The following is a 25,797-nucleotide window of genomic DNA, read 5'->3' on the forward strand; positions in this document are numbered from 1 at the left end:
CCGATGATGGATGCCTGTCTTCGCGGGCTTCAATCTGCCGGCTCAGCGTTTTCGGGCTTGCCCCGACCTAGCCAATTTGTTCCTTTAAGTTTGGCATGCCGAGCTTGATGGCCTGTAGCGGCCTGGGAACGAAATATGAAGCTGACACCGTTCTGTAACATGAATGTCACATTGCCCATTTAGCCTTGACTGGCCGTGATGGCATGATCGGAAAGAGTGGCCAGAAATGACTGATATAACCTCGACGATGACTAAAGACACGCCCAAGCGCTCGCTGTTGCCCAGCGCAGAAGCTCGACGCTCCTTGCGCAAGCGGCGCATGTTCAAAGATGGCGCTTCGCGTTGGGGTATTACCATTGCCGGTTTCGGCGTGGTTGCCGCCTTGGCGATGATCTTCGTCTACCTGTTCTATGAAGTGGCACCCATCCTTAAAGGCGCCGCCGTTACCCCGCTGGCCAATTACGAGATTCCTGTCTCCGGGGCGGATACCAATAGTATCTTGATCGAGCGGTATGAAGAGCTGGGCGTGGAATACAGTAATGATGGCCAAGTCACCTTCTTTGAGCTGGATGATGGCGAAATTCGCTCGCAGATCTCCCTGAACCTGCCTGAAGGCGCTGAGATAACCAGTTACGCCAACGGCGAGTTCGTTAATGATTATACCGCCCACGGCCTGAGCAATGGCCAGGTCAAGGTGGTGCGCCACTCCTATGATCTGACCTTCCCCAACGGGCAGCGCTATATCACCCCGAAACTTGAATATCCGATGGGGGAGGCGCCGTTGGTGCTGGATGAGCAAGGGCAAGCGATCGAATTACTGGCGATCGAAAGCGTCGTGCGCGGACGCACGGGTACCATGATCGCTGGCGTGACCGCAGACGACCGCTTGCTACTGAGCAGCTTCACCAGCCGGGAAAATCTGATGACCGGTGAAGTGACCGTCAGCAGTGATACCTATGAGCTGCCGCCGATCCCCGGTGAGCCGGTCAAGCTGCTGTTGGATAAAACGCTGCGCAGCCTGTTTATCGCCGACAGTGTCGGCAATATCCATTATTACGACGTCAGTCAGCCAAAAAATGCGCGTCTGGTTGCCAGCGTCAGTGTCGGTAGTCCGATTACGGCAATGGAGTTTCTGGTTGGCACCGTGTCGCTGGTGGTGGGTACTGAGTCCGGCGAGTTGAGCCAGTGGTTTCTGGTGCGTGATGAGCAGAATCAGTACGACCTGACGCGCGTACGCGATTTTGACTCCCATGGTGCGGCAATCAGCGCGATAGCGCCGGAATACAACCGTAAGGGATTTATTGCTGCGGATGTTGAGGGGCAGATCGGCGTGCACTACGGTACGTCATCGCGCACCCTCTATCTTGATTCCTATGTCGACAAACCCATCAGCAAGGTCGCTGTCTCGCCTTTTAATGGTCGGATTGCAGCGCTGGACGTGGACGGCCGGGTACATGTGGCGGAGTTGTGGAACGAGCATCCCCAGCTGTCCTTTAAAGCCATGTGGAACAAGGTCTGGTATGAAGGGCGCGCTGATCCAGCGTATATCTGGCAGTCGTCTTCCGCCTCGGATGAATTCGAGTCCAAGTTCAGTCTGGTACCGCTCTCGGTGGGTACGCTGAAAGCGGCGTTTTACGCCATGTTGTTTGCCATGCCACTGGCCATTGCCGGTGCTATTTACACCGCCTATTTCATGACGCCCAAGCTGCGTGGCCTGGTCAAGCCTACTATTGAAATCATGGAGGCGCTGCCGACCGTTATTCTCGGTTTTTTGGCTGGGCTCTGGTTGGCCCCGTTCACTGAGGATCACCTGCCGGCGATCTTCAGTATCCTGTTTCTGCTACCCATCCTGATGCTGTGTTTTGGCTTCTTCTGGTCCAGGCTTTTGCCGGAGGGCATTCGCAAGCTGGTACCGGAAGGTTGGGAAGCGGTGCTGCTGGTGCCTTTGATCATCGGTTTCGTCTGGTTCAGCGTCGTCATCAGCCCCTTTATCGAGATCTGGTTCTTTAACGGCAGCGCCCGCCAGTGGATGACCGATGTCGGCATCAACTACGAGCAACGCAATGCTTTGATTGTAGGTATCGCCATGGGCTTTGCGGTTATTCCGACCATCTTTTCGATTGCAGAAGACGCTGTATTCACGGTGCCGCGACACTTGACCCAAGGCTCGTTGGCACTCGGTGCTACGCGTTGGCAAACCGTTGTCGGCGTGGTCTTGCCGACCGCCAGCCCAGGGATCTTTTCGGCAGTCATGATGGGTTTTGGCCGTGCGGTAGGCGAGACCATGATTGTGTTGATGGCCACCGGTAATACGCCGGTGATCAATTTCAATATCTTCGAGGGCATGCGTACCTTGTCCGCAAACATCGCCGTGGAGTTGCCGGAAACTGCGGTGGGCTCCTCGCACTTCCGCGTGCTGTTTCTCGCGGCCTTGGTACTGCTGGCGCTGACCTTTGTGGTCAACACCATTGCTGAAATTGTGCGTCAGCGGTTGCGTACCCGCTACAGCAACCTGTGATCACCGGATAGGGGAAAGAAGATGAAATCGTGGTTCAAGAGTGGTGCTCCCTGGATCTGGTTGAACGGTGGAGCAGTGGCCATCTGTATGTTGATGGTGATCGGTCTGCTGGGTCTGATCGCGGTACGGGGCTTCGGGCATTTCTGGCCGACGGCTGTGGCGGAAGTAGTGGTCACCGAGCAGGACGGCTCGCGCCGGGTCATACTCGGGGAGCGTGTTCGGTCGCAAACAATCCCGGCTGCGGTTGCTAAGGATGCAGGTTACTTTGTGCCCGAAGGCACCGAGCTGATGACCCGCTGGCTGTTCAAGCAGGGCAATCGTGACCAAACCGGGCGAGATTTTATCTGGGAAACGGAAGTCGGCATGGCCGCAGTCGAATACCCGGATAACGCCTTTACCGTCGAGCGCCGCGAGTGGGGTAACTTCTACGGCTATCCGGTGCGCCTGACGCTGGACGGTCAGATTATCGACGCCGAAGCACCTGAGTTCCAGCAGGCGTTGAAGACGTCCGTCGAGCGCAGCATTACCCTGCACGACGACATCAAGGCGATCGAACGCCGCCGCATCGGTCGCATTAATACCGATATTGAAGCGCTGCGTCTGGATCAGCGGCGCCTCGACCTGGCCGACCCCTCGGCCGACGTCCGCGAAGCCGAAGAGGCGCGCATCCTGCTCCGTAGTACCGAGCTGAACGCCGAATATGGCGAGCTGCGCGATGAACTCGATCAGCTCTATGCCAGCACCACTCGCGACATTCTGACCATGCGCATGGCCAGCGGTGACGACGTAGATCTTTCGTTGGCGACCGTAGTGCGGGTAACGGCGCCCAACGCGATGTCGCTGCCCACCAAGATGGTTCAGTACATGGTGCGGCTGGGTGAGTTTCTCTCCGAGGACCCACGCGAGGCGAATACGGAAGGCGGTATTTTCCCGGCCATTTTCGGCACCATTACCATGGTGTTCGTGATGACCATTATCGTGACCCCCTTTGGCATCTTCGCGGCGATTTATCTGCGCGAATACGCCAGGCAGGGCACCATGACCCGGATCATCCGCATCTCGGTATACAACCTGGCCGGCGTGCCATCTATCGTCTACGGCGTGTTTGGTTTGGGCTTTTTCGTCTACTTTCTCGGCGGTAATATTGACCGGATGTTCTACGAAGCATCGCTGCCGGCACCGACCTTCGGCACGCCAGGCCTGTTCTGGGCGTCACTGACGCTGGCGTTGCTGACTCTCCCGATCGTGATCGTATCGACCGAAGAGGGTCTGGCGCGGATTCCGAGTACCATTCGCCAGGGTAGTCTGGCCCTGGGAGCGACCAAAGCCGAAACCCTGTGGAAAGTGATCGTACCTTTGGCTACCCCGGCAATGATGACCGGGATGATTCTGGCCATTGCCCGGGCTGCGGGAGAAGTGGCCCCGCTGATGCTGGTAGGTGTGGTCAAGCTGGCGCCGACCTTGCCTATCGATGGCATTGCGCCCTTTATCCACCTGGAGCGCAAGATCATGCACCTGGGTTTCCACATCTATGATGTCGGCTTCCAGAGTCCCAATGTCGAGGCGGCCCGGCCGCTGGTATACGCGACCGCATTGATTCTGGTCCTGTTGATCGTGATCCTCAACCTGACCGCCATTTCCATCCGTAACCACCTGCGCGAGCGCTATCGCAGCGCTTCTGACTGATTGCACTCAAAACAGGTAGAACGATATGACCAACGAGTCTCAAGACATGAATACACAGGCAACAACGCAAACGGCAAAAGTGGGTATATCCGCCAGCAGTGCACTGACCGATCGCAAGGGTGCGGTGCTGTCGATGGCCGATGAAAAAACCAAAATCCAGGTGAACAACCTGGAGCTGTTCTACGCTAATGATCAGGCGCTTAATGGCATTGATTTGACCATTCCAGACAAAAAGGTCACCGCCTTTATCGGACCGTCCGGGTGTGGCAAGTCGACCCTGCTACGCTGCTTCAACCGAATGAACGATCTGGTGGATATTTGCCGTATTACGGGCGAGATCATGATGGACGGCAAGAACATCTATGATCGTGACGTGGACGTGGCCGAGCTGCGTCGCAACGTTGGCATGGTGTTCCAGAAGCCCAACCCGTTCCCCAAATCGATCTATGAGAACGTCGCCTACGGTCTGCGTTTGCAGGGCGTTAGCTCCAAACGTGATCTGGATGAAGTGGTCGAGCGATCGCTGCGTTCTGCGGCGCTCTGGGACGAGGTCAAGGATCGTCTGAACGACAACGCCTTCGGCATGTCTGGCGGCCAGCAGCAGCGTCTGGTGATTGCCCGGGCTATCGCCATCGAGCCAGAAGTGATTTTGCTGGATGAGCCTGCGTCGGCCCTGGATCCGATTTCGACGCTGAAGATTGAAGAGCTGATCAACGAGCTGAAAAAGGACTACACCATCCTTATCGTGACCCATAACATGCAGCAGGCGGCGCGCGTCTCCGACTACACTGCGTTTATGTATATGGGCGACATGGTGGAATTTGGTGATACCAACACTCTGTTTACCAACCCGGCCAAGAAACAGACCGAAGACTACATCACCGGCCGCTACGGCTAATCAGCGGGGAGATATCTACCATGACAGAAGATAAAGAAGCTTTTAGCCACCATATTTCCAAACAGTTCAATGAAGAGCTGGAAGATATCCGTACCCAGATGCTGGAAATGGGGGGCCTGGTGGAAAAGCAGGTCAATGACTCTATTACTGCGCTGATCGAAGGTGATGAGAAGCTGGCCGAGCAGGTGCGCCTCAATGACAATCTGATCAATCAGATGGAGCGCCAGATTGACGAAGAGTGCATGCGCATTCTCGCCCGCCGGCAGCCAGCGGCCAGCGATCTGCGTTTGATCATGTGTATCACCAAGATCATTGTCGATCTCGAGCGTATTGGTGACGAGGCCTCGAAGATTGCCAAGCGGGCGTTGCAGCTAGTGGAAGAGGGCCAGTCACCGCGTGGCTATGTTGAATGCCGTCATATTGGCCACCACGTGCGCAAGATGGTGCAGGATGCGCTGGACGCTTTCGCGCGGCTTGACAGTGATCAGGCATTACTGGTTGCGCGTGAAGACAAGATCGTGGATCAGGAATACAAAAGCGCGATGCGTGAGATGGTTACTTATATGATGGAAGACCCGCGCTCCATCAGCCGGGTACTGAGCATTCTTTGGGTACTTCGTTCGCTGGAGCGGGTTGGCGACCATGCGCGTAACGTAGCCGAGCAGGTGATTTATCTGGTCAAGGGAACGGATGTGCGGTACATGGGCCTGACGAACGCTGAAGTCGAAGTAAAAAAGAGCTGACTGCGCATGGCTGTCAGAGCTACAGACAAAAAAACCCGCCTAGGCGGGTTTTTTGTGCTGGCCTGACTTACTTCAGGCTCAGCACCCATTCCGCCAACTGGGTGGCTTCGTCGTCGGTGACCTGGTTGGCGGGCATGGGGATCGGCCCCCATAAACCTGAGATACCGTTCTTGATGTGACCGGCCACGGTTGCCACGGCGCCTTCCTCACCGTCATATTTGGCCGCCACTTCTTTCAGCGATGGGCCTACCAGCTTGTTGTCGACAGCATGGCACGCCACGCAAGGTTTGCTGTTGAACAGTGCTTCGCCATCGGCAAGGGCGACAGGGGCAGCCAGCATGGCTCCAAAGGTCATCAGGGGTAACAGTAAGCGTCTCATGGTTAATCCTCACAGGGCTATCAGGTGCGCGTTGCCAACCTATACTGATGGCTTTTACGCAGGATGCGATCACGTTGCCGCTTTACTATGGACAATACAAGAGGCTATTTGTCGCAGATTACCTTCTTGGCGCAGATTAATTTCGCGCAGGCCTGGGTGCTTGCCGACAGGCGTGGACGCGGACGCCATGTTTGGGTATGTTTCGGGACACAAAATAGTTATGTGTCTATTTCGCGCATTAAGGCGTTTCGGCGCAGCGCGACACCTTCGGCATCAATCGTATTGGAGATCCCATGGAAATCACATCCTACAGCATGAACTGGCACTACCCCACTGCGATGCGGGTGGGTGCCGGGCGCCTTCGCGAGCTGGGTAAATGTTGCAGCCAGCTGGGCATGCAAGCGCCTTTGTTAGTCACCGATCCCGGGCTCGCGAGTTTTCCCATGGTCGAACAGGCGCTGCAGTATTGCCGCGATGCTGGCCTGCGGGTGGGTCTGTTCAGCGCTATAAAGGGTAATCCCACTGGTGCTAACGTCGCCGATGGCGTCGCGGTACTCAAGGCTGGCGAGCATGACGGTGTGATTGCTTTCGGCGGCGGTTCGGCGATTGATGCGGCCAAGGCCATTGCGCTGATTGCGCACCAGAGCTGTACGCTCTTCGAGGCAAATCCAGGCAGCATAGATGCCAGCAAGATGCTGCCGGTCGTGGCCGTACCAACGACGGCAGGAACCGGCTCGGAAGTGGGTCAGGCGGTGGTTATTACTGACGAAACCAAGCACATCAAGCGGCCTATCTTCCATTTGAAGATGGTTCCGGGCATTGTGATTCTGGACCCGGAGCTGACCCTGGGCTTGCCGCCCAAGCTCACCGCTGCCACGGGTATGGATGCCTTGGCGCATAACCTGGAAGCCTACTGCACGCCCCTCTATCACCCCATGGCTGAAGCCATCGCGCTGGAGGGCATGCGCTTGGTCAAGGAATACCTGCCCCGCGCCACCGCCAACGGGCAGGATCTGCAGGCACGCCAGCAGATGTTAGTTGCATCGAGCATGGGGGCTGTCGCATTCCAGCGCGGCCTAGGGGCGATCCACGCCGTTTCGCATACCCTGGGGGCGCTCTACGACAGCCACCATGGTTTATTGAATGCGATCATGATGCCCTATGTCCTTCAGGCCAACCGCGCGGCAATTGAACCGGAGATGTTGCGTCTGTCGCGCTATCTGGACTTGCCGACTGCGGGTTTCGAAGGCGTGCTGGCGTGGATTCTGCAATTGCGCGCTGAGCTGGGCATTGCCCATACCCTGGCGGACATCGGCATGGACGCTAGCCAGGCAGAGTTAATCGGCAGCATGTCAGCCAGAGACGTCACCGCACGTACCAACGCAGTGCAGATGGACGCCGCGCAATACCAGCAGCTGTTTCTTAACGCATTGGGCGGCACTCTTTGACCCGCTAGCCATGTCGGCTTAGACCGCAGGCGCCGGTTCATGCCGCGTGCGTGCGGTATTTGCTACTTTCCCGGATAGGATTGCCCCGTATGTCTGTGGTTTGCCGGCGGTCTGCGCTAAGCTTGGGCTGACATTCAGATCAAGAGACATGAGATGGCGAAAGTATCAGCCCTGATAGTGGATGACGCTCCCTTTATCCGTGACCTGATAAAGAAGGCGCTACGCGGGCAATTTCCAGGTTTGCAGATTGAAGAGGCAGTGAACGGACGCAAAGCCCAGCAATTGCTTAGTCGCCAGGGTTTTGATCTTATCCTCTGCGATTGGGAGATGCCGGAAATGAGTGGCCTGGAGCTGTTGCAGTGGTTCCGTGGTCAGCCGGGGTCGGAAAAGACCCCGTTCATCATGGTCACTAGCCGTGGCGACAAGGAAAATGTCATCGAGGCCATTCAGTCCGGGGTCAGCGATTATATTGGTAAACCGTTTACCAGCGATCAACTCAGTGCCAAGGTAAAAAAGGCGCTGCATCGCAGTGGCAAGCTGGAGGCGCTGAGCGGACGCCAACCGCAGACAAGCACCGCAGCGGCACATGACTCGGTCAGCCACCTGATGGGCGGCAAGTTGGCCGTTGCCGATGGCGCCAAGCCAACGGCTAAAGCACCCGTGGTGAACCCTTTCGAACAAGCTGCCCAAGCTGCTAACACGACTGCCAAGTCGGCGCCCGAGCCAGAAGAACGGTCGGTCAAAGGCCAGGCGCAGCTGCGCCTGGCGGGTGAGCAGTTTGCTTGCGTGGTCAAGGCCTTGAGCTTGCGTGACGCCCTGGTTGTCGTGCGTCGTGCAGAGCGGCTGCCACAGGTGTTTGAAAGTGGCGTGCTGGATCTGGAGCAGGATGCCGACCAGTCCATTGCCCGGATGAATGTCTACGTGCATAGCGTTGCGGCGATGGAGGTAAGTGTTGACTGTGAATGGTTGAAAGTGACGCTCAAGTTTGTCGATCAAGATCCGCAGAAGCTGGAGTACCTGTCACGCCTGATCGCCTCCGGCAGTGCGCAACGGCATTATTCCCCCAGCGCCTGAGGCGACGCGCCCGGAGCTGCCGGCCCAGAACTGTCAATCAAGACGGGTCGTAGGAAAGTGGCAGGTAAAGGTGCTGCCATGGCCCGGGGTGCTGATGATGTCCAGTTTGCCCTGGTGGCGTAGCAATACGTGCTTGACGATCGCCAGGCCCAGGCCGGTGCCGCCGGTATGCGTGCTGCGACTGGAGTCGACCCGGTAAAAGCGCTCGGTCAGACGGTGAATATGCTGCGGGGCTATGCCTGCGCCGTTGTCGCTGACGCTGAGATGCGCGCCCATGTCGTCCTGCCACCAGCGAATATGTATCTCGCCCTGGTCTGGGGTGTATTTCACGGCATTGAAGACCAAATTGGAAAAGGCGCTGCGCAGTTCGACTTCACTGCCCTTGAGGCGCGTGTTACTGGCCACCTCCAGGGTGATCAGGTGGCCTCGCTCAGCTGATAGTGCCTGGGCGTCCTTGCGAATACCCTGCAGCATCAGGCCGATATCGACCGGCTTTTCTTCAATTACCTGGTCAGCCGTTTCCAGGCGCGCCAGCATCAGCAGGTCGTTGAGCAGGCTTTGCATGCGCGCCGCCTGTTGCTGCATTTGGTGCAGCGCCCGCTTCCAGCGCGGGTTGAGGGGCTCGTCACTGTCTTGCAAGGTCTCCAGGTAGCCGACGACCACCGTCAACGGTGTGCGCAACTCATGGGAGACGTTGGCGACGAAATCTTTGCGCATCTGTTCCAGGTTATGTAGCCGCGTCACGTCGCGCACCACCATCAAACGGTCACCGTCACCGTAGTGGGTAATGGTGTACTGCAGCCACGCGCTGACATCGATGGGTGAGGGGATATCCAGGGGGTCCTGGTAATGGTTCTGCTCAAAGAATTCAACGAAACGGGGGTCGCGGATCAGGTTGGTGACGTACTGACCGCTATCATCCGGCGAACGCAGCCCGAGCATTCGCTCAGCGGCATGATTCCACCATTCCAGTTGGCCGTTGAGATCAATCATCACCACCGCATCGCTAAGTGCCGCAGTCGAGGCCTGAATACGGTCTATAACCATCTGCAGGCGCTCGCGCATCCGCTTATCGCGTCGTTGCATATGGTAAATGCTGTCGAAGATGTCGCCCCAAACCCCTTTGGTTTCAGGTGGGGCTTCGTTGGGGCGATGGATCAGCCAGTGGTGGAAGCGCAGCATCTGGCGCAGGTTCCAGGCCAGATAGGCACTCAGCCCGACTACCAGCGCCCAAGCAACCTGGCCGAATACCAGGCCCAGCACCAGACATGGCAACAGGATCCAGAACAGGCGATAGGTCACGCCGCCCAGCCAGTTTGTTCTCACGCTTGCTCCCATAAGCCGCAATCCTCATACACTACTTCACTGGCGTACTTGCGTCATGCGCCAGATCAGGGTCAGAGATCAGTGTCAGCTTTTGGTTGAAAAGCGGTAACCGGTTCCACGTACTGTTTGCACCAGATGTTCATACTGAGTGCCTAGGGCTTTGCGCAGGCGCCGGATATGAACATCGACGGTGCGCTCCTCAACATAGACGTTGCCACCCCACACCTGGTCAAGCAACTGACCACGGGTGTAGGCGCGCTCCTGATGGGTCATGAAAAATTGCAGCAGGCGGTATTCGGTGGGGCCCATGTCAGCCGGCTTGTCATCGATGGTGACCCGGTGGCTGGCTGGATCCAGATGCAAACCGTTGATTTCGATCGGCGCGTCGTTGTCCGCAGGGCCGGCTCGGCGCAGCACCGCCTTGAGACGGGCGACCAATTCGCGGGGCGAGAAGGGTTTGGTAATGTAATCATCGGCACCGACTTCAAGGCCTTGGATCTTGTTGTCTTCTTCGCCCTTGGCCGTGAGCATGATGATCGGAATTTCCGAGGTCATTTCGTTGCGCTTGAGGCGTCTGGCCAACTCGATACCTGTGGTGCCAGGCAACATCCAGTCAAGCAGGATCAGATCAGGTTGCTTGTCGATAATACAGGCGTGGGCCTGCTGGGTATTTTCCGCTTCGACACAGTCGTAGCCGGCCATTTCCAGTGCTACAGCGATCATTTCCCGGATCGGGGCCTCGTCATCGACGATCAGTATGGTCTTGCCTGCCATGGTATTGCCATCCCGTTGCATTGTGCTCACATGCGCCGATTAGATAACATTTTTGTTGCAGTTGTGTGACGGCCTGATGGCATGCCGGTTAAATTAACTGACCGGGTGTTTCAAACCGCTGCACTGGGCCAGCCATAATTGAGTGCCAGGCCAATGAACACCAGCATGCCTGCCCAGTGGTTCGAGAGGAAAGCGCGCAGGCAGGCTTGGGGGTCACGATCGCGAATCAGCCACTGTTGCCAGACAAAGCCAAGCAGCATGCCGAGCAAGCCCACATAGTAAAACCAGCCGAGACCGAAACGACTGCCGACGATCAGCAGACACAGCAGCGTCAGCCCCTGTAGCAGGCCGATGACCGCGCGGTCGGCTTCTCCGAACAGAATTGCGGTCGATTTAACGCCGATTTGCAGGTCGTCGTCACGGTCACACATGGCATATTGCGTGTCGTAAGCGACGGTCCATAGCAGGTTTGCGGTATACACCAGCCAGAGCAGGATCGGCAGGCTGTTGGTTTGCGCGGCAAAGGCCATAGGGATAGCCCAGGAGAATGCCGCACCCAGCACCAGCTGCGGGTAGAAGGTAAAGCGTTTACAGAACGGATAGATCGCCGCCAGCGCAAGGCCGCCAAACGACAAGGCTATGGTCAGGCCGTTGGTCGCCAGCACCAGTACCGCGCTGATGCCAATCAGGATACCAAAGGTCACCAACGCCTCCTGGGCAGTGATGCGTCCGGTCGCTAGTGGCCGTTCACGGGTACGGCTGACATGCCCATCGATCTTGCGGTCGGCGTAATCATTGATAACGCAGCCGGCGGCACGCATGACGATCACACCCAGTACAAACACCACCAGCACGCGCAGGTTCGGCACGCCTTCGGCCGCCAACCACAGCGCCCAGAGGGTAGGCCAGAGCAGCAGATAAGTGCCGATGGGTCGATCCAGGCGCATCAGCTGGAAGAAATCAGCTGCCCGGGGATGCAGGCGTGCTAGCGCATTGTTGATAAAACCGGGCACAGACGAACTCCTGTTGTTGAGCGATTCAGGCCTGCGGCCAGCCGGGTAAAAAGACTTCGCATACCAGCAACTGCAGCTGGCCGTCACTGAAATGTGAGCGGCGTGCCCAGCATTTCGCAGCCTGTTCACGCCAGGGCGATGGCAACCAGGCACTGGGATAACGGCTGATCTGCAGTGGCCCGCGGCTAACATCGGGATTGCTGAATAGTAACAGGCCGAGACTATTGCTACCCAAACTCTGCAGATCGATATTCGATGCGCTGATGGCGGCCAGCGGTGCCACACTGCGGGCAAACACGCGCGGCGCACCGCCGGTATGCAGCAATACCTCGCGGACCCACACCGGCTCGCCGGGTGGCAGGCCCAGGGCCCGCGCTTCGTCTTCACGTGCGGGCTGGCTGGATTGGGCCAGCAGCTCGACGCGAAAGTCGTTCGCTCCAGCGTCAGTCAGGCGCAAGGTCAGCGAGCCCTGGTCGCACAGCCAATCGATCAGCCCGCTTTCGGGGGGCTGCGGATGCTGGTCGGCGGGGTACCAGTGCGGCGGCTGGCCCATAGCGGGCGTTGGGGGTATCGGTGGCAAAGTCACGAGGTGAACCGGGTCTCTAGCTAGTGGGTCAGGCGCTCAAGATTAGCATGAATACAGGGTGTTACGTGGCTCCTGCATGGTCTTGGCGTTGCTGGCCAATTCCGGTACTGTCAGCTGCAGTTTCCGTTAATCACTGCAGGGCATAAGCATGAAAAAGTGGCAATGTGTAGTCTGTGGTTTTATTTACGATGAAGCCGAGGGGTGGCCGGACGACGGCATCGCCGCAGGCACCGCCTGGCAAGATGTGCCCGCTGACTGGCAGTGCCCGGACTGCGGCGTCGGCAAGGAAGACTTCGAGATGATCGAGATAGGCTGAATAGCCCCAAGCCCCCCAAGCTTCAGGAGACGCTGACGTGTCTGACGATGCCCCCCTTAATGCACCACTGATTATTCTGGGAACCGGTCTGGCCGGCTACAATCTGGCCCGCGAATTTCGCAAGCTGGATAGCCAGCGCGAGCTGGTGCTGGTGACGGCTGATGATGGTCGTTTCTACTCCAAGCCATTGCTCTCGACCGGTTTTGCCAACGGCAAAGAGGCCGATGAGTTGGGCATGCAGGATGCGCCCACCATGGCCGCGCAGCTGAATGCGAGCGTTATGACCGGTATTCGAGTGACCGGTATCGATCGCATCAACCGGACATTACAGTACGCTGGCGGCCAGCTGAGCTATAGCGAGTTGGTGTTGGCATGCGGAGCCCAGGCCAGACAATTGCCGGATGTGACCGCCATGGGCGAGCGATTATTGTCGATTAACGATTTGCAAGACTATGCGCGTTTTCGCACCGCGCTGGCCGGCAAGCAACGGGTGGTGATCATCGGGGCCGGGCTTATTGGTAGTGAATTTGCCAATGATTTGGCCAGCGCCGGGCTGCAGGTGCAGGTGGTCGCGCCGGACACTCAGTTGATGCCCGGTCTTATTCCGGCGCAGGTGGCGGCTCCGGTTCAGGCCGGATTGGAAGCGCTGGGCGTTCAGTTCCACTTGGGCCGCTCGGTAGTGGCAATGCAGCGCACCGACCAGGGCTTAAGGCTGACGCTGGACGATGGCAGTCAGCTGGAAGCGCAGCAGGGCTTGTCCGCGATTGGCCTGATTGCCAATACCGAACTGGCCAGTGCCGCCGGCATTGAATGTGGTCGGGGTGTGAAGGTTGACCGGCAGTTGCGCACGAGTGATCCGACTATTTACGCACTGGGTGACTGCGCTGAAGTGCAGGGCTTGAACCTGATGTACGTGATGCCGTTGATGACCGCCGCACGATCGCTGGCTCAGACGTTGGCGGGCCAGGCTGCACAGATTACCTACGGGCCCATGCCGGTCATGGTCAAGACGCCTGCCTGCCCGCTGGTGGTGGCACCGCCGGTGACGTCCGCCAATGGCAACTGGACCATCAGCGGCAGCGGCGCGGATATTGCCGCGCTATTTCATGACGCCCAGGGCGTGCTGCATGGTTATGCCCTTACCGGCAGTGCCGTGGCACAAAAGTCGGAGCTGAACCGGCAACTACCGGCCTGGCTGGTCTGACATATTCCGACAGAATCACAGGACCTTTCTGCCTTTTGTCGGGAAAACAGTGAATCACAGCACAGCCAACGGCTTTTTCGGCTGGCGTGCGGGGCAGAGTCGTGCCATTCTGATTGGGCTGTGAAGGCCAGTCCAGGCAGCTCTGCCCGGCCTGACAAGCCGCTGCGAGGATGCAGCGGCAGTAAAAACAAAAACAACATGAACGAGGCTTCTATGCGTAAACCGGATCTCGCTGCGGCTATTGCCGACAAGGCTGACCTGACCAAAGACCAGGCAAACCGCGTGCTTAACGCTATTCTTGATGAAATTACCCAGGCCCTTAGCCGCAAAGACACCGTGACACTGGTCGGGTTTGGTACCTTCCTTCAGCGTCATCGTGGCGCCCGTACCGGCAAAAACCCGCAAACAGGTGAGCCTGTGGCCATCAAGGCCAGTAATACCGTGTCCTTTAAACCAGGTAAAAGCCTGAAAGAATCGGTCAACTGAGTTCACCGGCCGGGAGCCGGATCAGGCCAACGTGCCCTGGTCCAGGCTCTCGATAACAAGTGTGTGTAGCGGGGGAACGCCGGCAACGGCGGTCGATCTGCTCGCTCAGTCGTGTTGATAACTGCTGACCAGTACTTTCAGCGCGTCTCGCGCCTCCAGCACCTTGTGCATCACTGCGTTGGCGTCATCGCGCGTCAGGTCCAGGCGCTCCAGCAACGTGTCTGGAATATCGATTTGCGGGCCACCACCAATACCTTCCTGACGCAGTAGTGCTAGCGCCAGAAAGACCAGGTTGGCGTAGACGCTGTCCGGTCCCTGGTAGTTGCCGTCATGTTGGTAGCGAATGGCTGTAGAGACTTCTGCGGGCATATCCCAAAAGCGCATCAACCAACTGCCAATCTGATCGCGGCTGACCCCGAGCAGGTGCTGGTCAATCAGCTCGACGGACACATGCGGGTTGGCCTCCTGATGCCGGCAAATGGTCTTGAAGTAGGGCGGAAAGATGAACGCCAGAACCAGATAGCCAAAATTGTGCAGCAGCCCTGCAAGGTAGTTAAGCCCCAATTCCGGCCGCTTGCCACGCGGCATGGCTTTGGCCAGCCCCTCAATGACGGCTGCGGTATAAATTGCCTGCTCGCGGTAGTTGGTGTTCCCCTCGGGTGCATCCTTGGGCAGCTTGAAGGTTTTACCCAGCGACAGGCCTACTGCCAGATTGATCACCAGGTCAAAGCCCAGCACACGGCCGATAGCATCTTCCACCGAACGGATCTTTCCCGGTGCGGCGTAAAACGGCGACGATGCCCAGCTGACCACCTGCGCGGCCAGACTCGGATCGGTTTCTACAACGTCGGCGAGGTCGTCAATGCTGGCTTCGGGGTTGACCCGTAGCTTCATGACCTTCTGCGCGGTGATGGGCATGGGCGGTATTTCAATGGTTTCTTCAAGCCGTTGACGCATGCGCAGGGCGGTGAAGTTACTCACTGCGCGGGACAGGTCCTGACTGTCCTGCGCCGGGTCGGCAGGCAGGCTGGGCAAGCTATCCAAACGCACGGAGAAATGCGCCGCGCTGGCCTTGGCCACCAGCGTGCGCGCCGCCTGCTGGTCTATTTCCAGGCTCCAGCCCTGCAGGCCGCTATCGAGCCACAGGCTGGGCTGTTCAAGCAGCTTCTGCTCGAATACGCAGGGTGAGTTGAAGAGCACTGGCAGGCCAGGCAGATGGTTCAGCTGATGCTTGGCCAGGATGCGCTGCAACTGTGTCGCGCGCACGGGCTCCAGTTCGCGGCCGAGCAAGACGCCGATTTTTTTCAGGTCCAGCAGGTGATCCTTGGGGAATAACGCCAGGACGGTACCCAGGCTGTCGCACAACAGCGATGCCTGTACTTGCTGTGCCAGTGGGCCGGCATGCCGAGACGGCCGCAGCTGATAACTCAGACCCTGCTGTTGCAGCAGCTTCTCGATCAGTAGGGGCAGGCTGACATTGTTCTCCTCGGAGGCGGCAAGGGTATTCATCGACATTGTCCTTGTTCTGGGAGTCAGGATGAGTGGACGTCAGTGCTGAAACGGGGTGACGGACGCACCAGTTCTGTCTGATCTTAGCATGCACTCTGGTCTAGTGCCGTAGTGGCAGATTAACCCAGTGCACCGGGGTTTTTCCGCTGCCGCAGCACCTCTTATACCTGGGCAAACTGCTGTCCGTGGGCCAGCCAGCGGTCGATCAGGGCCGGGCAGCGCTGCGGATAACGCTGCTGCATCAGGCTGGCAGCTTCCTGCACTCTGGGCAATAAATCGGCATCACGGACCAGATCGGCAACGCGGAACTGAATCAACCCGGTCTGCCGCGTGCCCAGCACTTCACCAGGGCCGCGCAGTTGCAGGTCCTTTTCTGCGATGACAAAACCGTCAGTGCTTTCGCGCATGATGCCAAGCCGCTCGCGACCCAGCTGGGACAGCGGGGCGTGGTACAGGAGCACGCAATGGCTGGCTGTACTGCCACGGCCCACTCGGCCACGCAACTGATGCAGTTGCGCCAGGCCCAGGCGTTCCGGGTTTTCGATGATCATCAGGCTGGCATTGGGCACGTCCACGCCCACCTCGATCACCGTGGTAGCGACCAGCAGATGCAGGTCGCCGCCTTTAAAAGCGGCCATGATCTCGGCCTTTTCGCTGGGCTTCATGCGGCCGTGGATCAGGCCGATGGACAGCTCGGGCAGCGTCTCGCACAGCGACGCCCAGGTGACCTCTGCGGCCTGTGCCTGTAGCTGCTCGGATTCCTCAATCAGCGTACATACCCAGTAGGCTTGGCGCCCCTCGGCGCAGCCCGCGCGTACGCGCTCAACGACTTCTTCGCGGCGGCTGTCGGCAATCAGTACAGTATTGACCGGGGTACGCCCAGGCGGCAGTTCATCCAGCACCGAGGTGTCCAGGTCGGCATAGGCGCTCATCGCCAGGGTGCGCGGAATCGGCGTCGCGGTCATGATCAACTGGTGCGGTGAAAATTGCCCGGCGGCGCCCTTGTCGCGCAGGGCCAGGCGCTGCTGTACGCCGAAACGATGCTGCTCATCGATGATCGCCAGGCCGAGATTGTGAAACTGCACCTCGCCCTGAAATAAGGCGTGGGTGCCGACCACCATAGCCGCGTCGCCGGTGGCGATCATCTGCAGCTGGTTCTGCCGGGCCTTGCCCTTGAGTTTGCCGGCAAGCCAGGCGACCGAGATACCCAGGGGGGCGAACCAGGCGCTGAAGTTGGCATGATGCTGTTCGGCCAGAATTTCTGTCGGGGCCATCAATGCCACCTGCCAGCCGGCCTCCAACGCCTGCAATGCCGCCATAGCGGCGACCACCGTCTTGCCCGCGCCCACATCCCCTTGTACCAGACGCAGCATGGGCTGGCGCTGTTGCAGATCAGCGCTGATTTCCACGCCGACACGCTGCTGCGCCCCGGTTAAGGGAAACGGCAGGCGCTGGAGAAACTGGGCCGCCAGCTCTTGGCTGGGCGGCATTGCTGGCGCCTGATGCGCGCGAAACTCGGCGCGCAGGCGCAGCATGGTTAACTGGTGGGCCAGCAGCTCCTCAAAGGCCAGCCGGTGCTGCGCCCAATGCCGTCCTTCTTCCAGTGCCTGAAGATCCACCGAGGGCGGCGGGCGGTGCAGGGTGCGGATTGCATCGTGCAGCGAGCCCAACTGGTACTCGCTGGTCAGCTCTTCTGGAAGCAAATCGACCAGGCTGTTGCCCTGGGCCAGCCAGGTTAGCGCCGCGTCAGACAAGCTGCGCAGGCGCTGTTGGGACAGGCCTTCGGTGCTGGGATAGATAGGCGTTAGCGTCTCGGCGACAGGCAGTGGCTCGTCGCTATCCAGATTCTGCAGCTCGGGATGATAAATTTCCAGCCCGGAAGCGCCCGGTCTGACCTCGCCGTAACAGCGCCAGTGGCTACCGCGCTGCAGGTTGGATTTCAGTGCCCCGGAAAAATAGTAAAAGCGTAAGCTCAGGGTGCCGCTGCCGTCCTGAATGCGGCACAGCAGGCTTTTACGCCGGCCCATGACCACATCGGCGCCTTGCACCACACCCTCAACAACCGCGTCCATGCCGGGCCGTAAGGCGCCTATCGGCATGACGCGCGTGCGGTCCTGATAGCGCAGCGGCAGATGGAACAGAATGTCTTGTACTGAACTCAGGCCCAGCTTGGTGAGCTTTTCCGCCAGGGCCGGGCCGATGCCCTTGAGCGCCGTCAGTGACGTGATGTGCTGCACGGCGGGCATGGGCTTATTTACGGCCCTTGGGTTGGCCGACCGAACACAGCCGGATCGAGTCACTGAGGATCTCGATGGCCTTGGGCCGAGGGAAGCTGGCGCGCCAGGCGATGGCGACGGTGCGGTAGGGGGCCGGGGTTTTGAACTGCTTGGTGACCAGCAGTTCAGAGCTGTAATAGCGGTCATCGGCCGCCGACATCGGCAGCACCGTCATACCGATACCAGAGGCGACCATGTGGCGGATGGTTTCCAGCGAACTGGACTCGATGGTAGTTTGCCGTGACTGTTCGTCTTTCTTGCGCAGGCTGGGGCAAGCTTCCAGCACCTGATCGCGGAAACAGTGCCCTTCGCCGAGCAATAACAGTTTGTTGTCGTCGAGCTCCTCAAGACTGATATTGTCTCTGACCGCCCAAGGATGGTCGGCCGGGATCAGCAGGCTGAAGGGTTCGTCGTACAGGGTCTTGGTCAATACATCCGGCTCATTGAAGGGCAGAGCGATGATGATCGCGTCCAGATCGCCGTTGCGCAGTTTGTCGCGCAGTACGTGAGTAAAGTTCTCTTCGATATACAGCGGCATTTCCGGTGCCACGTTGTGCAGCTGTGGCACCAGGTGCGGGAACATATACGGACCAATGGTATAAATGGCACCGACTTTGAGCGGTGCAGACAGCTGGTTTTTGCCAGCGCTGGCCAGCTCGCGAATGGTCATCGACTCCTCAAGCACCTTCTGCGCCTGGGCGACAATGCGCTCGCCGATTGGCGTAACCCTGACCGCGCTCTTGCTGCGTTCAAAAATCATCACGCCCAGCTCGTCCTCAAGCTTCTTGACCCCGACGCTCAGGGTGGGCTGCGACACGTGGCAGCGTTCTGCCGCGTGGCCGAAATGTTGCTCCTGGGCGAGGGTCACTATGTAACGCAGTTCGGTCAGAGTCATGGCGTATACTGCTCTCATATTCAATGACCCTAAGCATAGCGGGTTGATCGATAGAGGAAAACAATGAAACAAGTACTTATTGCGGGTTGCGGTGATCTAGGAACGGCCTTGGGTTTGCGCCTGGCTCAACGGGGTTGGCAGGTTACCGGCTTGCGTCGCGACCCTTCGGCATTGCCCGCAGGCATTACGCCGTTGGCAGCGGACCTGTTAAAGGATGAGAAACCGGCTGACTGGCCAGCGCGGGTCGATTACCTGATTTATTGCCCGGCCGCCGGTAATCGCGACGCGGGGCTTTATCAACAGCTGTATGTCGAGGGCTTGCAACGGGTATTGGGCTGGTTGGGTGATGGGCGCAAGCAGCTCGGCTACCTGCTGCAGGTGTCCAGCACTGGCGTCTATGCCCAAAGCCAGGGCGAGTGGGTTACGGAAAATAGCCCGGCCCTGGCGGACAGCGACACTGCACAGGCGCTGATTCGTGCGGAAGACGTAGCGCTGCGCAGCGGCGTACCGGCCAGCGTGGTGCGTCTTGCGGGTATCTATGGGCCGGGTCGTACGCGGCTGATCGAGCAGGTCCGCAGTGGGCTGTGTATGCCGGAGGAGCCGGTGCAGTACAGCAATCGTATCCACCGCGACGACGCGGCGGCGCTGCTTGAACATCTGCTGTTGCAGGTGGAAGAGGACGAACTGCTGGCGCCCTGTTATCTGGGTGTCGACGATGAGCCAGCGAGCATGTACGAGGTGGCTAGTTGGCTGGCCGCTCAGTTGGGCGTAAGTTTGTTGGCCGAGGGCGCGACGAGTGGCCGGGTTGGCAGTAAACGCTGCAGCAACGCGCTAGCGAGGGAGTCTGGGTGGGAGCCGCAATACCCGAGCTTCCGCGAGGGCTACGCGGCGATGCTGAAGGCTGAATGACGGCTGACGCAGATGTTGTGTAGTGCGATGCCAGGCAGATGGACCGAACGCGGTTTTATGTTGTCCCAACAAGACTGGGAAGCCGGCCATCAGGCCGGCTTCCATCTGGCAACCTGAACAGAGGACACGTCATGAAGAAGACTGCATCAGCCCATTGGCAAGGCGATCTTAAGAACGGCAAAGGCACAGTGTCGACTCAGAGCGGCGCTCTGAAAGACAATCCGTACGGCTTCAACACGCGTTTCGAGGATGCTCCCGGTACCAATCCGGAAGAGCTGATCGGCGCGGCTCATGCAGGCTGCTTCTCGATGGCGTTTTCTATGCTGCTGGGCGAGGAGAGCTTCACCCCGGACAGTATCGACACCAAAGCCACGGTGACGCTAGAGAAGCAGAGTGATGGTTTTGCCGTCACTGCGGTGCATCTGCAGATGCGCGCACGCATTCCAGGCATCGATCAGGCCAAGTTCGAAGAGATAGCGGGTAAGGCCAAGAGCGGTTGTCCGATATCCAAGCTGCTCAAGGCAGACATCACGCTGGACGCCACGCTAGAAGGCTGAAGCGTTTAGAGGCCCCGGTTAACCGGGGCCTCAACTTAGCAATTGCTCACCAACTGCTTAGCCGACCACCATCACCGCATCCATCTCTACCGGCACGCCTTTGGGCAATGCCGCCACGCCGATGGCTGCGCGAGCGGGGTAGGGCTGCTGGAAATAACGCGTCATGACGTCGTTGACCAGCGCAAAGTGACCCAGATCCGTCAGGAAGATATTCAGCTTGACGATGTCTTGCAGCGTGCCGCCGGCGGCTTCTGCGACGGCGCTCAGGTTGTCGAAAACCTGGCAAATCTGCTTTTCCATGCCTTCGACGACTTCCATGCTGGCCGGATCGAGCGGAATCTGCCCGGACAGGTACACGGTATTGCCAACTTTGATGGCCTGGGAATAGGGTCCGATGGCGGCCGGTGCCCGGTCGCTGGTGATCACTTGCTTGTTCATTGAAACTCCAGGTGTAGTCAGTTTTTCAGGCGGGTAATGCGCATCACGCCTTTCAAGGCACGGATACGCTTGATCAGTTGGGATAGATGCAGACGGTCGCGGACACGCACTACCAGTTGCACCACGCTGATACGGCCATCGCGTTCATCGACGCTGATCTTGTCGATGCTGGCGTCGGCCATGGTGATGCCGGCAGCCAGTTGAGCAATAATACCGCGCTCATTTTCCAGCTCAACCTGCAGTTCGACGGTAAATTCGCCGCTAACATTCTTGTCCCAGGTCAGATGCAGGGTCTTTTCATTGCTGTGGCGGTTATCGGCCAGTTTGTTGCAGTTCTCCTGGTGGATAACCATACCCTTGCCGGAGGATAGATAGCCAATAATCGGATCTCCCGGGATTGGGTTGCAGCAGCGCGCAAAACTGACCACCAGACCTTCGGTGCCGCGGATTGCCAGGGGCAGTTCACGCATATCGGCGTCGATAGGTGTGTTGACGGTGGAGGTCTCGGGGTCTGATTCGATCATGCTGGAGTTGGCCAGCAGGCGGCGTGCTACTACATAGGCCATACGGTTCCCCAGGCCGATATCCGCCAATAGATCTTCCATCAACTCCAAGTCGCAGTCTTTGAGCACTTGCTGGATATTATCTGCCGGCACATCGGCCAGGGTAGTATCAAAGCTGGCCAGCACCTTGTCGAGCAGCCGCTCACCCAGGGCGATGGATTCGGAATGCCGCTGATGCTTGAGGAAATGGCGAATATTGCTGCGCGCCTTGCCAGTGATCACGAAGCTTAACCAGGCTGGGTTCGGACGGGCACCGGGAGCGGTGATGACTTCAACCGTCTGACCGCTCTGCAACGGCTCCGAGAGCGGCGCCAGGCGGCGGTTCACGCGGCAGGCAATGCAGCTGTTGCCCACATCAGTATGCACCGCATAGGCAAAGTCGACTGGCGTTGAGCCCTTGGGCAGCTCCATGATGCGGCCTTTCGGAGTGAAGATGTAGACCTCGTCGGGGAACAGGTCGATCTTCACATTCTCGATAAATTCCAGCGAGTTGCCGGCATTTTGCTGCAGTTCCATCACGCCCTTGAGCCACTGGCGGGTGCGTGCATGGTGGCCGTTGATTACATCGTCTTTGGATTTGTAGACCCAGTGCGCGGCGATGCCGTTGTTGGCCATGTCTTCCATTTCTTCGGTACGGATCTGGATTTCGATGGGCACGCCGTGCAGGCCGAACAGGGTGGTATGCAAAGACTGGTAACCGTTGGCCTTGGGGATTGCGATGTAATCCTTGAAGCGGCCAGGGAAAGGTTTGTACAGACTGTGAACTGCGCCTAGCACGCGGTAGCAAGTATCTGGCTTGTCGACGATAATCCGGAAGGCATACACATCCATGATCTCGTTGAACGCTTTTCGCTTGCCGCGCATCTTCTGATAAATACCGAACAGATGCTTCTCGCGGCCCATCACCTTGCCCGGCATGCCTTCGCGCTCGAGGCAGCTCTGCAGTGACTCGAGAATCTTGTTTAGTAGCTCCTTGCGGTTGCCTCGGGCTCTGCGTACGGCGCGGTCGATCATATTCGAGCGCATCGGATACATGGCCTTGAAGCCCAGGTCCTCAAACTCGGTACTCAGGCTGTGCATACCCAGACGGTTGGCGATCGGCGCGTAGATCTCCAGAGTTTCCTTGGCAATGCGCCGGCGTTTTTCCGGTGCCAGTGCGCCCAGAGTGCGCATGTTGTGCAGGCGGTCAGCCAGCTTGACCAGAATCACGCGAATATCGCGCGCCATGGCCAGGGCCATTTTCTGGAAATTTTCGGCCTGCGCCTCGGCCTTGGTCTCGAAGGTCATCTGCGTCAGCTTGCTGACGCCATCGACCAGCTCGGCCACGATGTCACCAAACTGCGTGACCAGCGCATCCTTGGGGATGCCGGTATCTTCAATCACATCATGCAGCATGGCGGCCATCAGGCTTTGATGGTCCATATGCATATCAGCAAGAATATGGGCTACTGCGAGGGGGTGAGTGACATAGGGTTCGCCACTGCGCCGGGTCTGGCCATCATGGGCTTGCTCGGCATAGAAGTACGCACGCCGGACCAGGTTGACCTGGTCCGGCTCAAGATAACGGTCGAGCCGTTCGGCGAAAGCTTCTATACCGGACGTCTGCCCGGCCACGCATGCGTAGGCTTCGGCGCCAGTGCTTGGCACCCGTGGGTGGCCTGTCACCGACCTGCGCAAGGCGATTACTCGTCCAGATCTGATTCCATCGAGTACAGCGGTTCCTGCTGATCCTGAATGGCTTCCTGTGCCAAAATCTCGTTGGAAATCAAGCCGCCAGCGATTTCACGCAGGGCGACTACGGTGGGCTTGTCATTTTCCCAGGCGACCTTCGGCTCTTTGCCGCCGGTGGCCAACTGACGCGAGCGTTTGGTGGCCAGCATAACCAGCTCAAAACGGTTTTCTACATTTTCCAGGCAGTCTTCAACGGTAACGCGGGCCATGGGTGTACTCCGGAACGGCTTTAAAATCGTAACTCGACGCGCCCAGAACGGGTCGCCGGACCGTGTAGTGTACTGAATCGCGCCCTAGTCTGACAAGAGCGCGGCCAACATGCCTTGATAGCGCTCCTGCTGGCAGCTCTGGCTGAGCCGGTGACTGCGCAAAATGGCCTTGAGATCATCCAGTGCGGTAGTGAAATCGTCATTGATGACCAGGAAGTCATACTCCACGTAGTGGCTGATCTCGTCCCGGGCCAGCGACATACGCTTGTCGATCACGCCGTCATCGTCGGTACCGCGGTTGGTCAGGCGGTCACGCAGTGCTTCTCGTGACGGCGGCAGAATGAAAATCGAGCGTGCCTGAGGCAGCGCGTGGCGTACTTGTTGCGCGCCTTGCCAGTCGATCTCCAGAATCAGGTCGTGGCCTTGCGCAAGGGTTCGTTCCACAGCGCTCTGCGAAGTGCCATAGAGGTTGCCAAAGACTTCGGCATGCTCGAGAAAGTCGCCCTGTTGTACTTGATCGAGGAATGCTTGGCGGCTGACAAAATGGTAGTTAACGCCATCCAGTTCGCCGGGACGCATCGCTCTGGTGGTGTGCGAGACGGATACCCTTAGACTGTCGAGCTGATCGATCAGCGCCTTTACCAGGCTGGTTTTGCCTGCGCCCGAGGGCGCAGAAACGATATACAGGGTGCCAGTGGCTTGGGTCATCAGAGGGGTGTCCTGCGAGTCGAGGGCATGAATAATCCGGTCGATTATAGGGGGATTGCGCCCTCGCGTCATGACTCAGCACTGTACGTAGGCTTACTTGCCGCTATTCTAGCGAGGCAAGGCGCTTGCGCCGTCCTTTTTTCGGAGTAATGCATGATATCGAAATGGCAATGGGTGCTGGCACAACTGACGCGAATGCTTTGGGTACGCGCCTCGCTGTTCGCGTTATTGGCGATGGTCGCTGCGTTGCTGGCGGCCGCCGCTGAAAGGGTCATGCCCGAAGGCTTGCCGGTGAGTATCGGGGCGGATTCAGTAGAAACCATCCTCAATATACTGGCGTCCAGTATGCTCACGGTGACGACCTTCTCGCTAACCGTGATGGTGTCTGCCTATGCGGCGGCTACGACCAGTGTGACGCCGCGCGCCATTCGCCTGCTGATGCAGGACACTACCACGCAGAACGTATTGGCCACCTTTCTCGGCTCTTTTCTGTTCAGTCTGGTCGGCATTATTGCCCTCAGCACGGAGATTTACGGCGAACGCGGTCGCATCGTGCTGTTCGCTTTCACGCTATTGGTGATTGTGATCATCGTGATTACCATGTTGCGCTGGATCGACCATCTGTCACTCTTTGGTCGGGTTGGCGATACTACCGACCGGGTCGAACAGGCGACGACCAAGGCTTTGAACGACCGCGTCGAGAGTCCCTGCATTGGCGCTCATCCTTGGCTGGATGGCCAGCTCCCAGAGGGCTTTACCCCGCTCTACGCCGATAGCATCGGCTACGTACAGCATCTGGATGTGGAAGAACTCTCGGAATACGCTCAGGAACATGGTCTGCAAGTGTATGTGAGCAGTTTGCCGGGCAGCTTTGTGCATGGCGCACGCCCGCTGGCCTGGTTTTCATGCAGCGCTGCGGGCGGCGCTGATGAGGTTCCGCAGGCAAGCCTGCGTGCGGCCTTTACCGTGGGCAAGGAGCGCTCGTTCGATCAGGACCCGCGATTTGGGCTGGCGGTGCTGGCCGAGATCGCTTCCCGCGCCCTGTCACCATCTATGAATGACCCTGGCACGGCCATCGATGTGATCGGCCGGGCGGTGCGTATTCTGTCCGGTTGGCCAGCGGATGCGCAGATTCTTCAGGGTAAGGAAGCCAGTTGTCCGCACGTGTGGGTTCCGGCGCTGCGCCTCGAAGAGCTGTTCGAAGACATATTCACGCCCATCGCCCGCGATGGTGCCGCTCTGATCGAGGTGCAGATACGCCTGCAAAAAGCGTTTCAGGCGCTGGCGGAGCGCGGCGGCCAGTTCCGCCCAGTGGCTGAGCGGCATGCCCGGGTGGCTTTCCAGCGTGCTGAGGCGGTCATGGTGCTGGATGACGATGTCGCATTGTTGCGCGATTTAATCGGCCAGCCCCACGGCTGAGCCGGGTTCCCGGCTCGGCTTGGCGGTAAAGCTCAGGCGAACAGGGAGCCGGATTATTCGATGTTCTGCACCTGAATGTTGATCGACAATAAAATATAGTTAAAAATCATACACTTGTGTTTCGTACGTGCA

At 58.5% G+C, this 25,797-nt stretch carries 24 protein-coding genes; 12 read left to right on the plus strand and 12 right to left on the minus strand.

Annotated features, from left to right (window positions below):
• The first annotated feature begins 226 nt into the window (after nt 1–226).
• From K787_RS0100905 to phoU, 4 genes are read left to right on the plus strand one after another with little or no spacing between them, the layout of a single operon-like run.
• A complete protein-coding gene (locus tag K787_RS0100905; RefSeq protein ID WP_022960895.1) occupies nt 227–2,518 on the plus strand; it encodes an ABC transporter permease subunit in 2,292 nt (763 codons plus the stop codon).
• Nucleotides 2,519–2,539: 21 nt separating this feature from the next.
• Nucleotides 2,540–4,204 (plus strand): phosphate ABC transporter permease PstA, encoded by a 1,665-nt coding sequence (gene pstA / locus K787_RS0100910; RefSeq protein ID WP_022960896.1) that lies wholly within the window; start codon nt 2,540–2,542, stop codon nt 4,202–4,204.
• A gap of 46 nt (nt 4,205–4,250) precedes the next feature.
• The gene (gene pstB / locus K787_RS0100915) at nt 4,251–5,102 is read left to right on the plus strand and encodes a phosphate ABC transporter ATP-binding protein PstB (protein ID WP_028614462.1); all 852 of its coding nucleotides are present in this window, start codon (nt 4,251–4,253) and stop codon (nt 5,100–5,102) included.
• A 20-nt stretch (nt 5,103–5,122) separates the two neighbouring features.
• Nucleotides 5,123–5,845 carry a phosphate signaling complex protein PhoU gene (gene phoU / locus K787_RS0100920; protein ID WP_022960898.1) on the plus strand — a complete coding sequence of 241 codons (723 nt, stop codon included), beginning with the start codon at nt 5,123–5,125 and terminating at the stop codon, nt 5,843–5,845.
• A gap of 67 nt (nt 5,846–5,912) precedes the next feature.
• On the opposite strand, the gene K787_RS0100925 is transcribed toward phoU, so the two are convergent.
• A complete protein-coding gene (locus K787_RS0100925; RefSeq protein WP_022960899.1) occupies nt 5,913–6,224 on the minus strand; it encodes a c-type cytochrome in 312 nt (103 codons plus the stop codon).
• Between the two features lie 293 nt (nt 6,225–6,517).
• Here K787_RS0100925 and K787_RS0100930 point away from each other — a divergent pair, with 293 nt between their 5' ends.
• Both K787_RS0100930 and K787_RS0100935 read left to right on the plus strand, forming a co-directional pair.
• Nucleotides 6,518–7,672 carry an iron-containing alcohol dehydrogenase gene (locus K787_RS0100930; protein ID WP_022960900.1) on the plus strand — a complete coding sequence of 385 codons (1,155 nt, stop codon included), beginning with the start codon at nt 6,518–6,520 and terminating at the stop codon, nt 7,670–7,672.
• Nucleotides 7,673–7,825: 153 nt separating this feature from the next.
• Nucleotides 7,826–8,746: a response regulator gene (locus tag K787_RS0100935; RefSeq protein ID WP_022960901.1), complete on the plus strand. Its 921-nt coding sequence runs from the start codon at nt 7,826–7,828 to the stop codon at nt 8,744–8,746.
• Nucleotides 8,747–8,779: 33 nt separating this feature from the next.
• Here K787_RS0100935 and phoR read toward each other — a convergent pair whose 3' ends face one another.
• The 4 genes from phoR to K787_RS0100955 form a co-directional block, all read right to left on the minus strand.
• A complete protein-coding gene (gene phoR / locus K787_RS0100940) occupies nt 8,780–10,072 on the minus strand; it encodes a phosphate regulon sensor histidine kinase PhoR (RefSeq protein ID WP_235801883.1) in 1,293 nt (430 codons plus the stop codon).
• 84 nt (nt 10,073–10,156) lie between these two features.
• Nucleotides 10,157–10,846 carry a phosphate regulon transcriptional regulator PhoB gene (gene phoB, locus K787_RS0100945; RefSeq protein WP_028614464.1) on the minus strand — a complete coding sequence of 230 codons (690 nt, stop codon included), beginning with the start codon at nt 10,844–10,846 and terminating at the stop codon, nt 10,157–10,159.
• Between the two features lie 110 nt (nt 10,847–10,956).
• Complete coding sequence (ubiA, locus tag K787_RS0100950; protein ID WP_022960904.1) at nt 10,957–11,859, minus strand: 4-hydroxybenzoate octaprenyltransferase; 903 nt, start codon at nt 11,857–11,859, stop codon at nt 10,957–10,959.
• A gap of 25 nt (nt 11,860–11,884) precedes the next feature.
• Nucleotides 11,885–12,445 (minus strand): chorismate--pyruvate lyase family protein, encoded by a 561-nt coding sequence (locus tag K787_RS0100955; RefSeq protein WP_235801884.1) that lies wholly within the window; start codon nt 12,443–12,445, stop codon nt 11,885–11,887.
• Nucleotides 12,446–12,593: 148 nt separating this feature from the next.
• Here K787_RS0100955 and K787_RS0100960 point away from each other — a divergent pair, with 148 nt between their 5' ends.
• The 3 genes from K787_RS0100960 (at nt 12,594) to K787_RS0100970 (ending at nt 14,451) form a co-directional block, all read left to right on the plus strand.
• Entirely contained in the window at nt 12,594–12,761 is a 168-nt protein-coding gene (locus K787_RS0100960) for a rubredoxin (protein ID WP_022960906.1), read from the plus strand.
• Nucleotides 12,762–12,798: 37 nt separating this feature from the next.
• Nucleotides 12,799–13,965 carry an NAD(P)/FAD-dependent oxidoreductase gene (locus K787_RS0100965; protein ID WP_022960907.1) on the plus strand — a complete coding sequence of 389 codons (1,167 nt, stop codon included), beginning with the start codon at nt 12,799–12,801 and terminating at the stop codon, nt 13,963–13,965.
• A 213-nt stretch (nt 13,966–14,178) separates the two neighbouring features.
• Nucleotides 14,179–14,451 (plus strand): HU family DNA-binding protein, encoded by a 273-nt coding sequence (locus tag K787_RS0100970; protein WP_028614466.1) that lies wholly within the window; start codon nt 14,179–14,181, stop codon nt 14,449–14,451.
• Nucleotides 14,452–14,556: 105 nt separating this feature from the next.
• Here the strand turns inward: K787_RS0100970 and K787_RS0100975 are convergent, their stop codons facing one another.
• From K787_RS0100975 to K787_RS0100985, 3 genes are all read right to left on the minus strand, one after another.
• Nucleotides 14,557–15,960 (minus strand): aminoacyl-tRNA deacylase and HDOD domain-containing protein, encoded by a 1,404-nt coding sequence (locus K787_RS0100975; protein WP_022960909.1) that lies wholly within the window; start codon nt 15,958–15,960, stop codon nt 14,557–14,559.
• Nucleotides 15,961–16,121: 161 nt separating this feature from the next.
• Nucleotides 16,122–18,206 carry an ATP-dependent DNA helicase RecG gene (gene recG / locus K787_RS0100980; protein ID WP_022960910.1) on the minus strand — a complete coding sequence of 695 codons (2,085 nt, stop codon included), beginning with the start codon at nt 18,204–18,206 and terminating at the stop codon, nt 16,122–16,124.
• A 4-nt stretch (nt 18,207–18,210) separates the two neighbouring features.
• Nucleotides 18,211–19,131: a hydrogen peroxide-inducible genes activator gene (locus K787_RS0100985; RefSeq protein ID WP_022960911.1), complete on the minus strand. Its 921-nt coding sequence runs from the start codon at nt 19,129–19,131 to the stop codon at nt 18,211–18,213.
• 63 nt (nt 19,132–19,194) lie between these two features.
• On the opposite strand from K787_RS0100985, the gene K787_RS0100990 reads away from it, so the two are divergent.
• Nucleotides 19,195–20,040, plus strand: coding sequence for an NAD-dependent epimerase/dehydratase family protein (locus K787_RS0100990; RefSeq protein WP_022960912.1), 846 nt, complete (start codon nt 19,195–19,197; stop codon nt 20,038–20,040).
• A gap of 131 nt (nt 20,041–20,171) precedes the next feature.
• Complete coding sequence (locus K787_RS0100995) at nt 20,172–20,597, plus strand: OsmC family protein (protein WP_022960913.1); 426 nt, start codon at nt 20,172–20,174, stop codon at nt 20,595–20,597.
• A 57-nt stretch (nt 20,598–20,654) separates the two neighbouring features.
• Here K787_RS0100995 and ridA read toward each other — a convergent pair whose 3' ends face one another.
• From ridA to gmk, 4 genes are all read right to left on the minus strand, one after another.
• The gene (gene ridA, locus K787_RS0101000) at nt 20,655–21,035 is read right to left on the minus strand and encodes a deaminase RidA (RefSeq protein ID WP_022960914.1); all 381 of its coding nucleotides are present in this window, start codon (nt 21,033–21,035) and stop codon (nt 20,655–20,657) included.
• Between the two features lie 17 nt (nt 21,036–21,052).
• Nucleotides 21,053–23,212 carry a bifunctional GTP diphosphokinase/guanosine-3',5'-bis pyrophosphate 3'-pyrophosphohydrolase gene (gene spoT, locus K787_RS0101005; protein WP_028614467.1) on the minus strand — a complete coding sequence of 720 codons (2,160 nt, stop codon included), beginning with the start codon at nt 23,210–23,212 and terminating at the stop codon, nt 21,053–21,055.
• A gap of 68 nt (nt 23,213–23,280) precedes the next feature.
• Nucleotides 23,281–23,538, minus strand: a complete 258-nt coding sequence (gene rpoZ, locus K787_RS0101010; protein WP_022960916.1) for a DNA-directed RNA polymerase subunit omega — start codon at nt 23,536–23,538, stop codon at nt 23,281–23,283.
• Between the two features lie 84 nt (nt 23,539–23,622).
• Complete coding sequence (gene gmk / locus K787_RS0101015) at nt 23,623–24,246, minus strand: guanylate kinase (protein WP_022960917.1); 624 nt, start codon at nt 24,244–24,246, stop codon at nt 23,623–23,625.
• Between the two features lie 153 nt (nt 24,247–24,399).
• Between gmk and K787_RS0101020 the strand changes: the two genes are divergently transcribed.
• A complete protein-coding gene (locus K787_RS0101020; RefSeq protein WP_022960918.1) occupies nt 24,400–25,665 on the plus strand; it encodes a DUF2254 domain-containing protein in 1,266 nt (421 codons plus the stop codon).
• Nucleotides 25,666–25,797 lie beyond the last annotated feature (132 nt).

Origin of the sequence: Halopseudomonas pelagia CL-AP6 (assembly GCF_000410875.1) — a bacterium.
Classification (GTDB): Bacteria; Pseudomonadota; Gammaproteobacteria; order Pseudomonadales; family Pseudomonadaceae; genus Halopseudomonas; species Halopseudomonas pelagia.

Excerpts from the sequence above, each read along its gene's own strand:
- K787_RS0100960 (WP_022960906.1), top strand. The coding sequence starts at position 12,594 with ATGAAAAAGTGGCAATGTGTAGTCTGTGGTTTTATTTACGATGAAGCC.
- K787_RS0100930 (WP_022960900.1), top strand. The coding sequence starts at position 6,518 with ATGGAAATCACATCCTACAGCATGAACTGGCACTACCCCACTGCGATG.
- K787_RS0100970 (WP_028614466.1), top strand. The coding sequence starts at position 14,179 with ATGCGTAAACCGGATCTCGCTGCGGCTATTGCCGACAAGGCTGACCTG.
- ridA (WP_022960914.1), bottom strand. The coding sequence starts at position 21,035 with ATGAACAAGCAAGTGATCACCAGCGACCGGGCACCGGCCGCCATCGGA.
- recG (WP_022960910.1), bottom strand. The coding sequence starts at position 18,206 with ATGCCCGCCGTGCAGCACATCACGTCACTGACGGCGCTCAAGGGCATC.
- K787_RS0101020 (WP_022960918.1), top strand. The coding sequence starts at position 24,400 with ATGATATCGAAATGGCAATGGGTGCTGGCACAACTGACGCGAATGCTT.
- gmk (WP_022960917.1), bottom strand. The coding sequence starts at position 24,246 with ATGACCCAAGCCACTGGCACCCTGTATATCGTTTCTGCGCCCTCGGGC.
- K787_RS0100975 (WP_022960909.1), bottom strand. The coding sequence starts at position 15,960 with ATGAATACCCTTGCCGCCTCCGAGGAGAACAATGTCAGCCTGCCCCTA.
- pstB (WP_028614462.1), top strand. The coding sequence starts at position 4,251 with ATGAATACACAGGCAACAACGCAAACGGCAAAAGTGGGTATATCCGCC.
- phoB (WP_028614464.1), bottom strand. The coding sequence starts at position 10,846 with ATGGCAGGCAAGACCATACTGATCGTCGATGACGAGGCCCCGATCCGG.
- pstA (WP_022960896.1), top strand. The coding sequence starts at position 2,540 with ATGAAATCGTGGTTCAAGAGTGGTGCTCCCTGGATCTGGTTGAACGGT.
- rpoZ (WP_022960916.1), bottom strand. The coding sequence starts at position 23,538 with ATGGCCCGCGTTACCGTTGAAGACTGCCTGGAAAATGTAGAAAACCGT.
- K787_RS0100905 (WP_022960895.1), top strand. The coding sequence starts at position 227 with ATGACTGATATAACCTCGACGATGACTAAAGACACGCCCAAGCGCTCG.
- K787_RS0100995 (WP_022960913.1), top strand. The coding sequence starts at position 20,172 with ATGAAGAAGACTGCATCAGCCCATTGGCAAGGCGATCTTAAGAACGGC.
- phoU (WP_022960898.1), top strand. The coding sequence starts at position 5,123 with ATGACAGAAGATAAAGAAGCTTTTAGCCACCATATTTCCAAACAGTTC.
- K787_RS0100985 (WP_022960911.1), bottom strand. The coding sequence starts at position 19,131 with ATGACTCTGACCGAACTGCGTTACATAGTGACCCTCGCCCAGGAGCAA.
- K787_RS0100925 (WP_022960899.1), bottom strand. The coding sequence starts at position 6,224 with ATGAGACGCTTACTGTTACCCCTGATGACCTTTGGAGCCATGCTGGCT.
- K787_RS0100990 (WP_022960912.1), top strand. The coding sequence starts at position 19,195 with ATGAAACAAGTACTTATTGCGGGTTGCGGTGATCTAGGAACGGCCTTG.
- K787_RS0100935 (WP_022960901.1), top strand. The coding sequence starts at position 7,826 with ATGGCGAAAGTATCAGCCCTGATAGTGGATGACGCTCCCTTTATCCGT.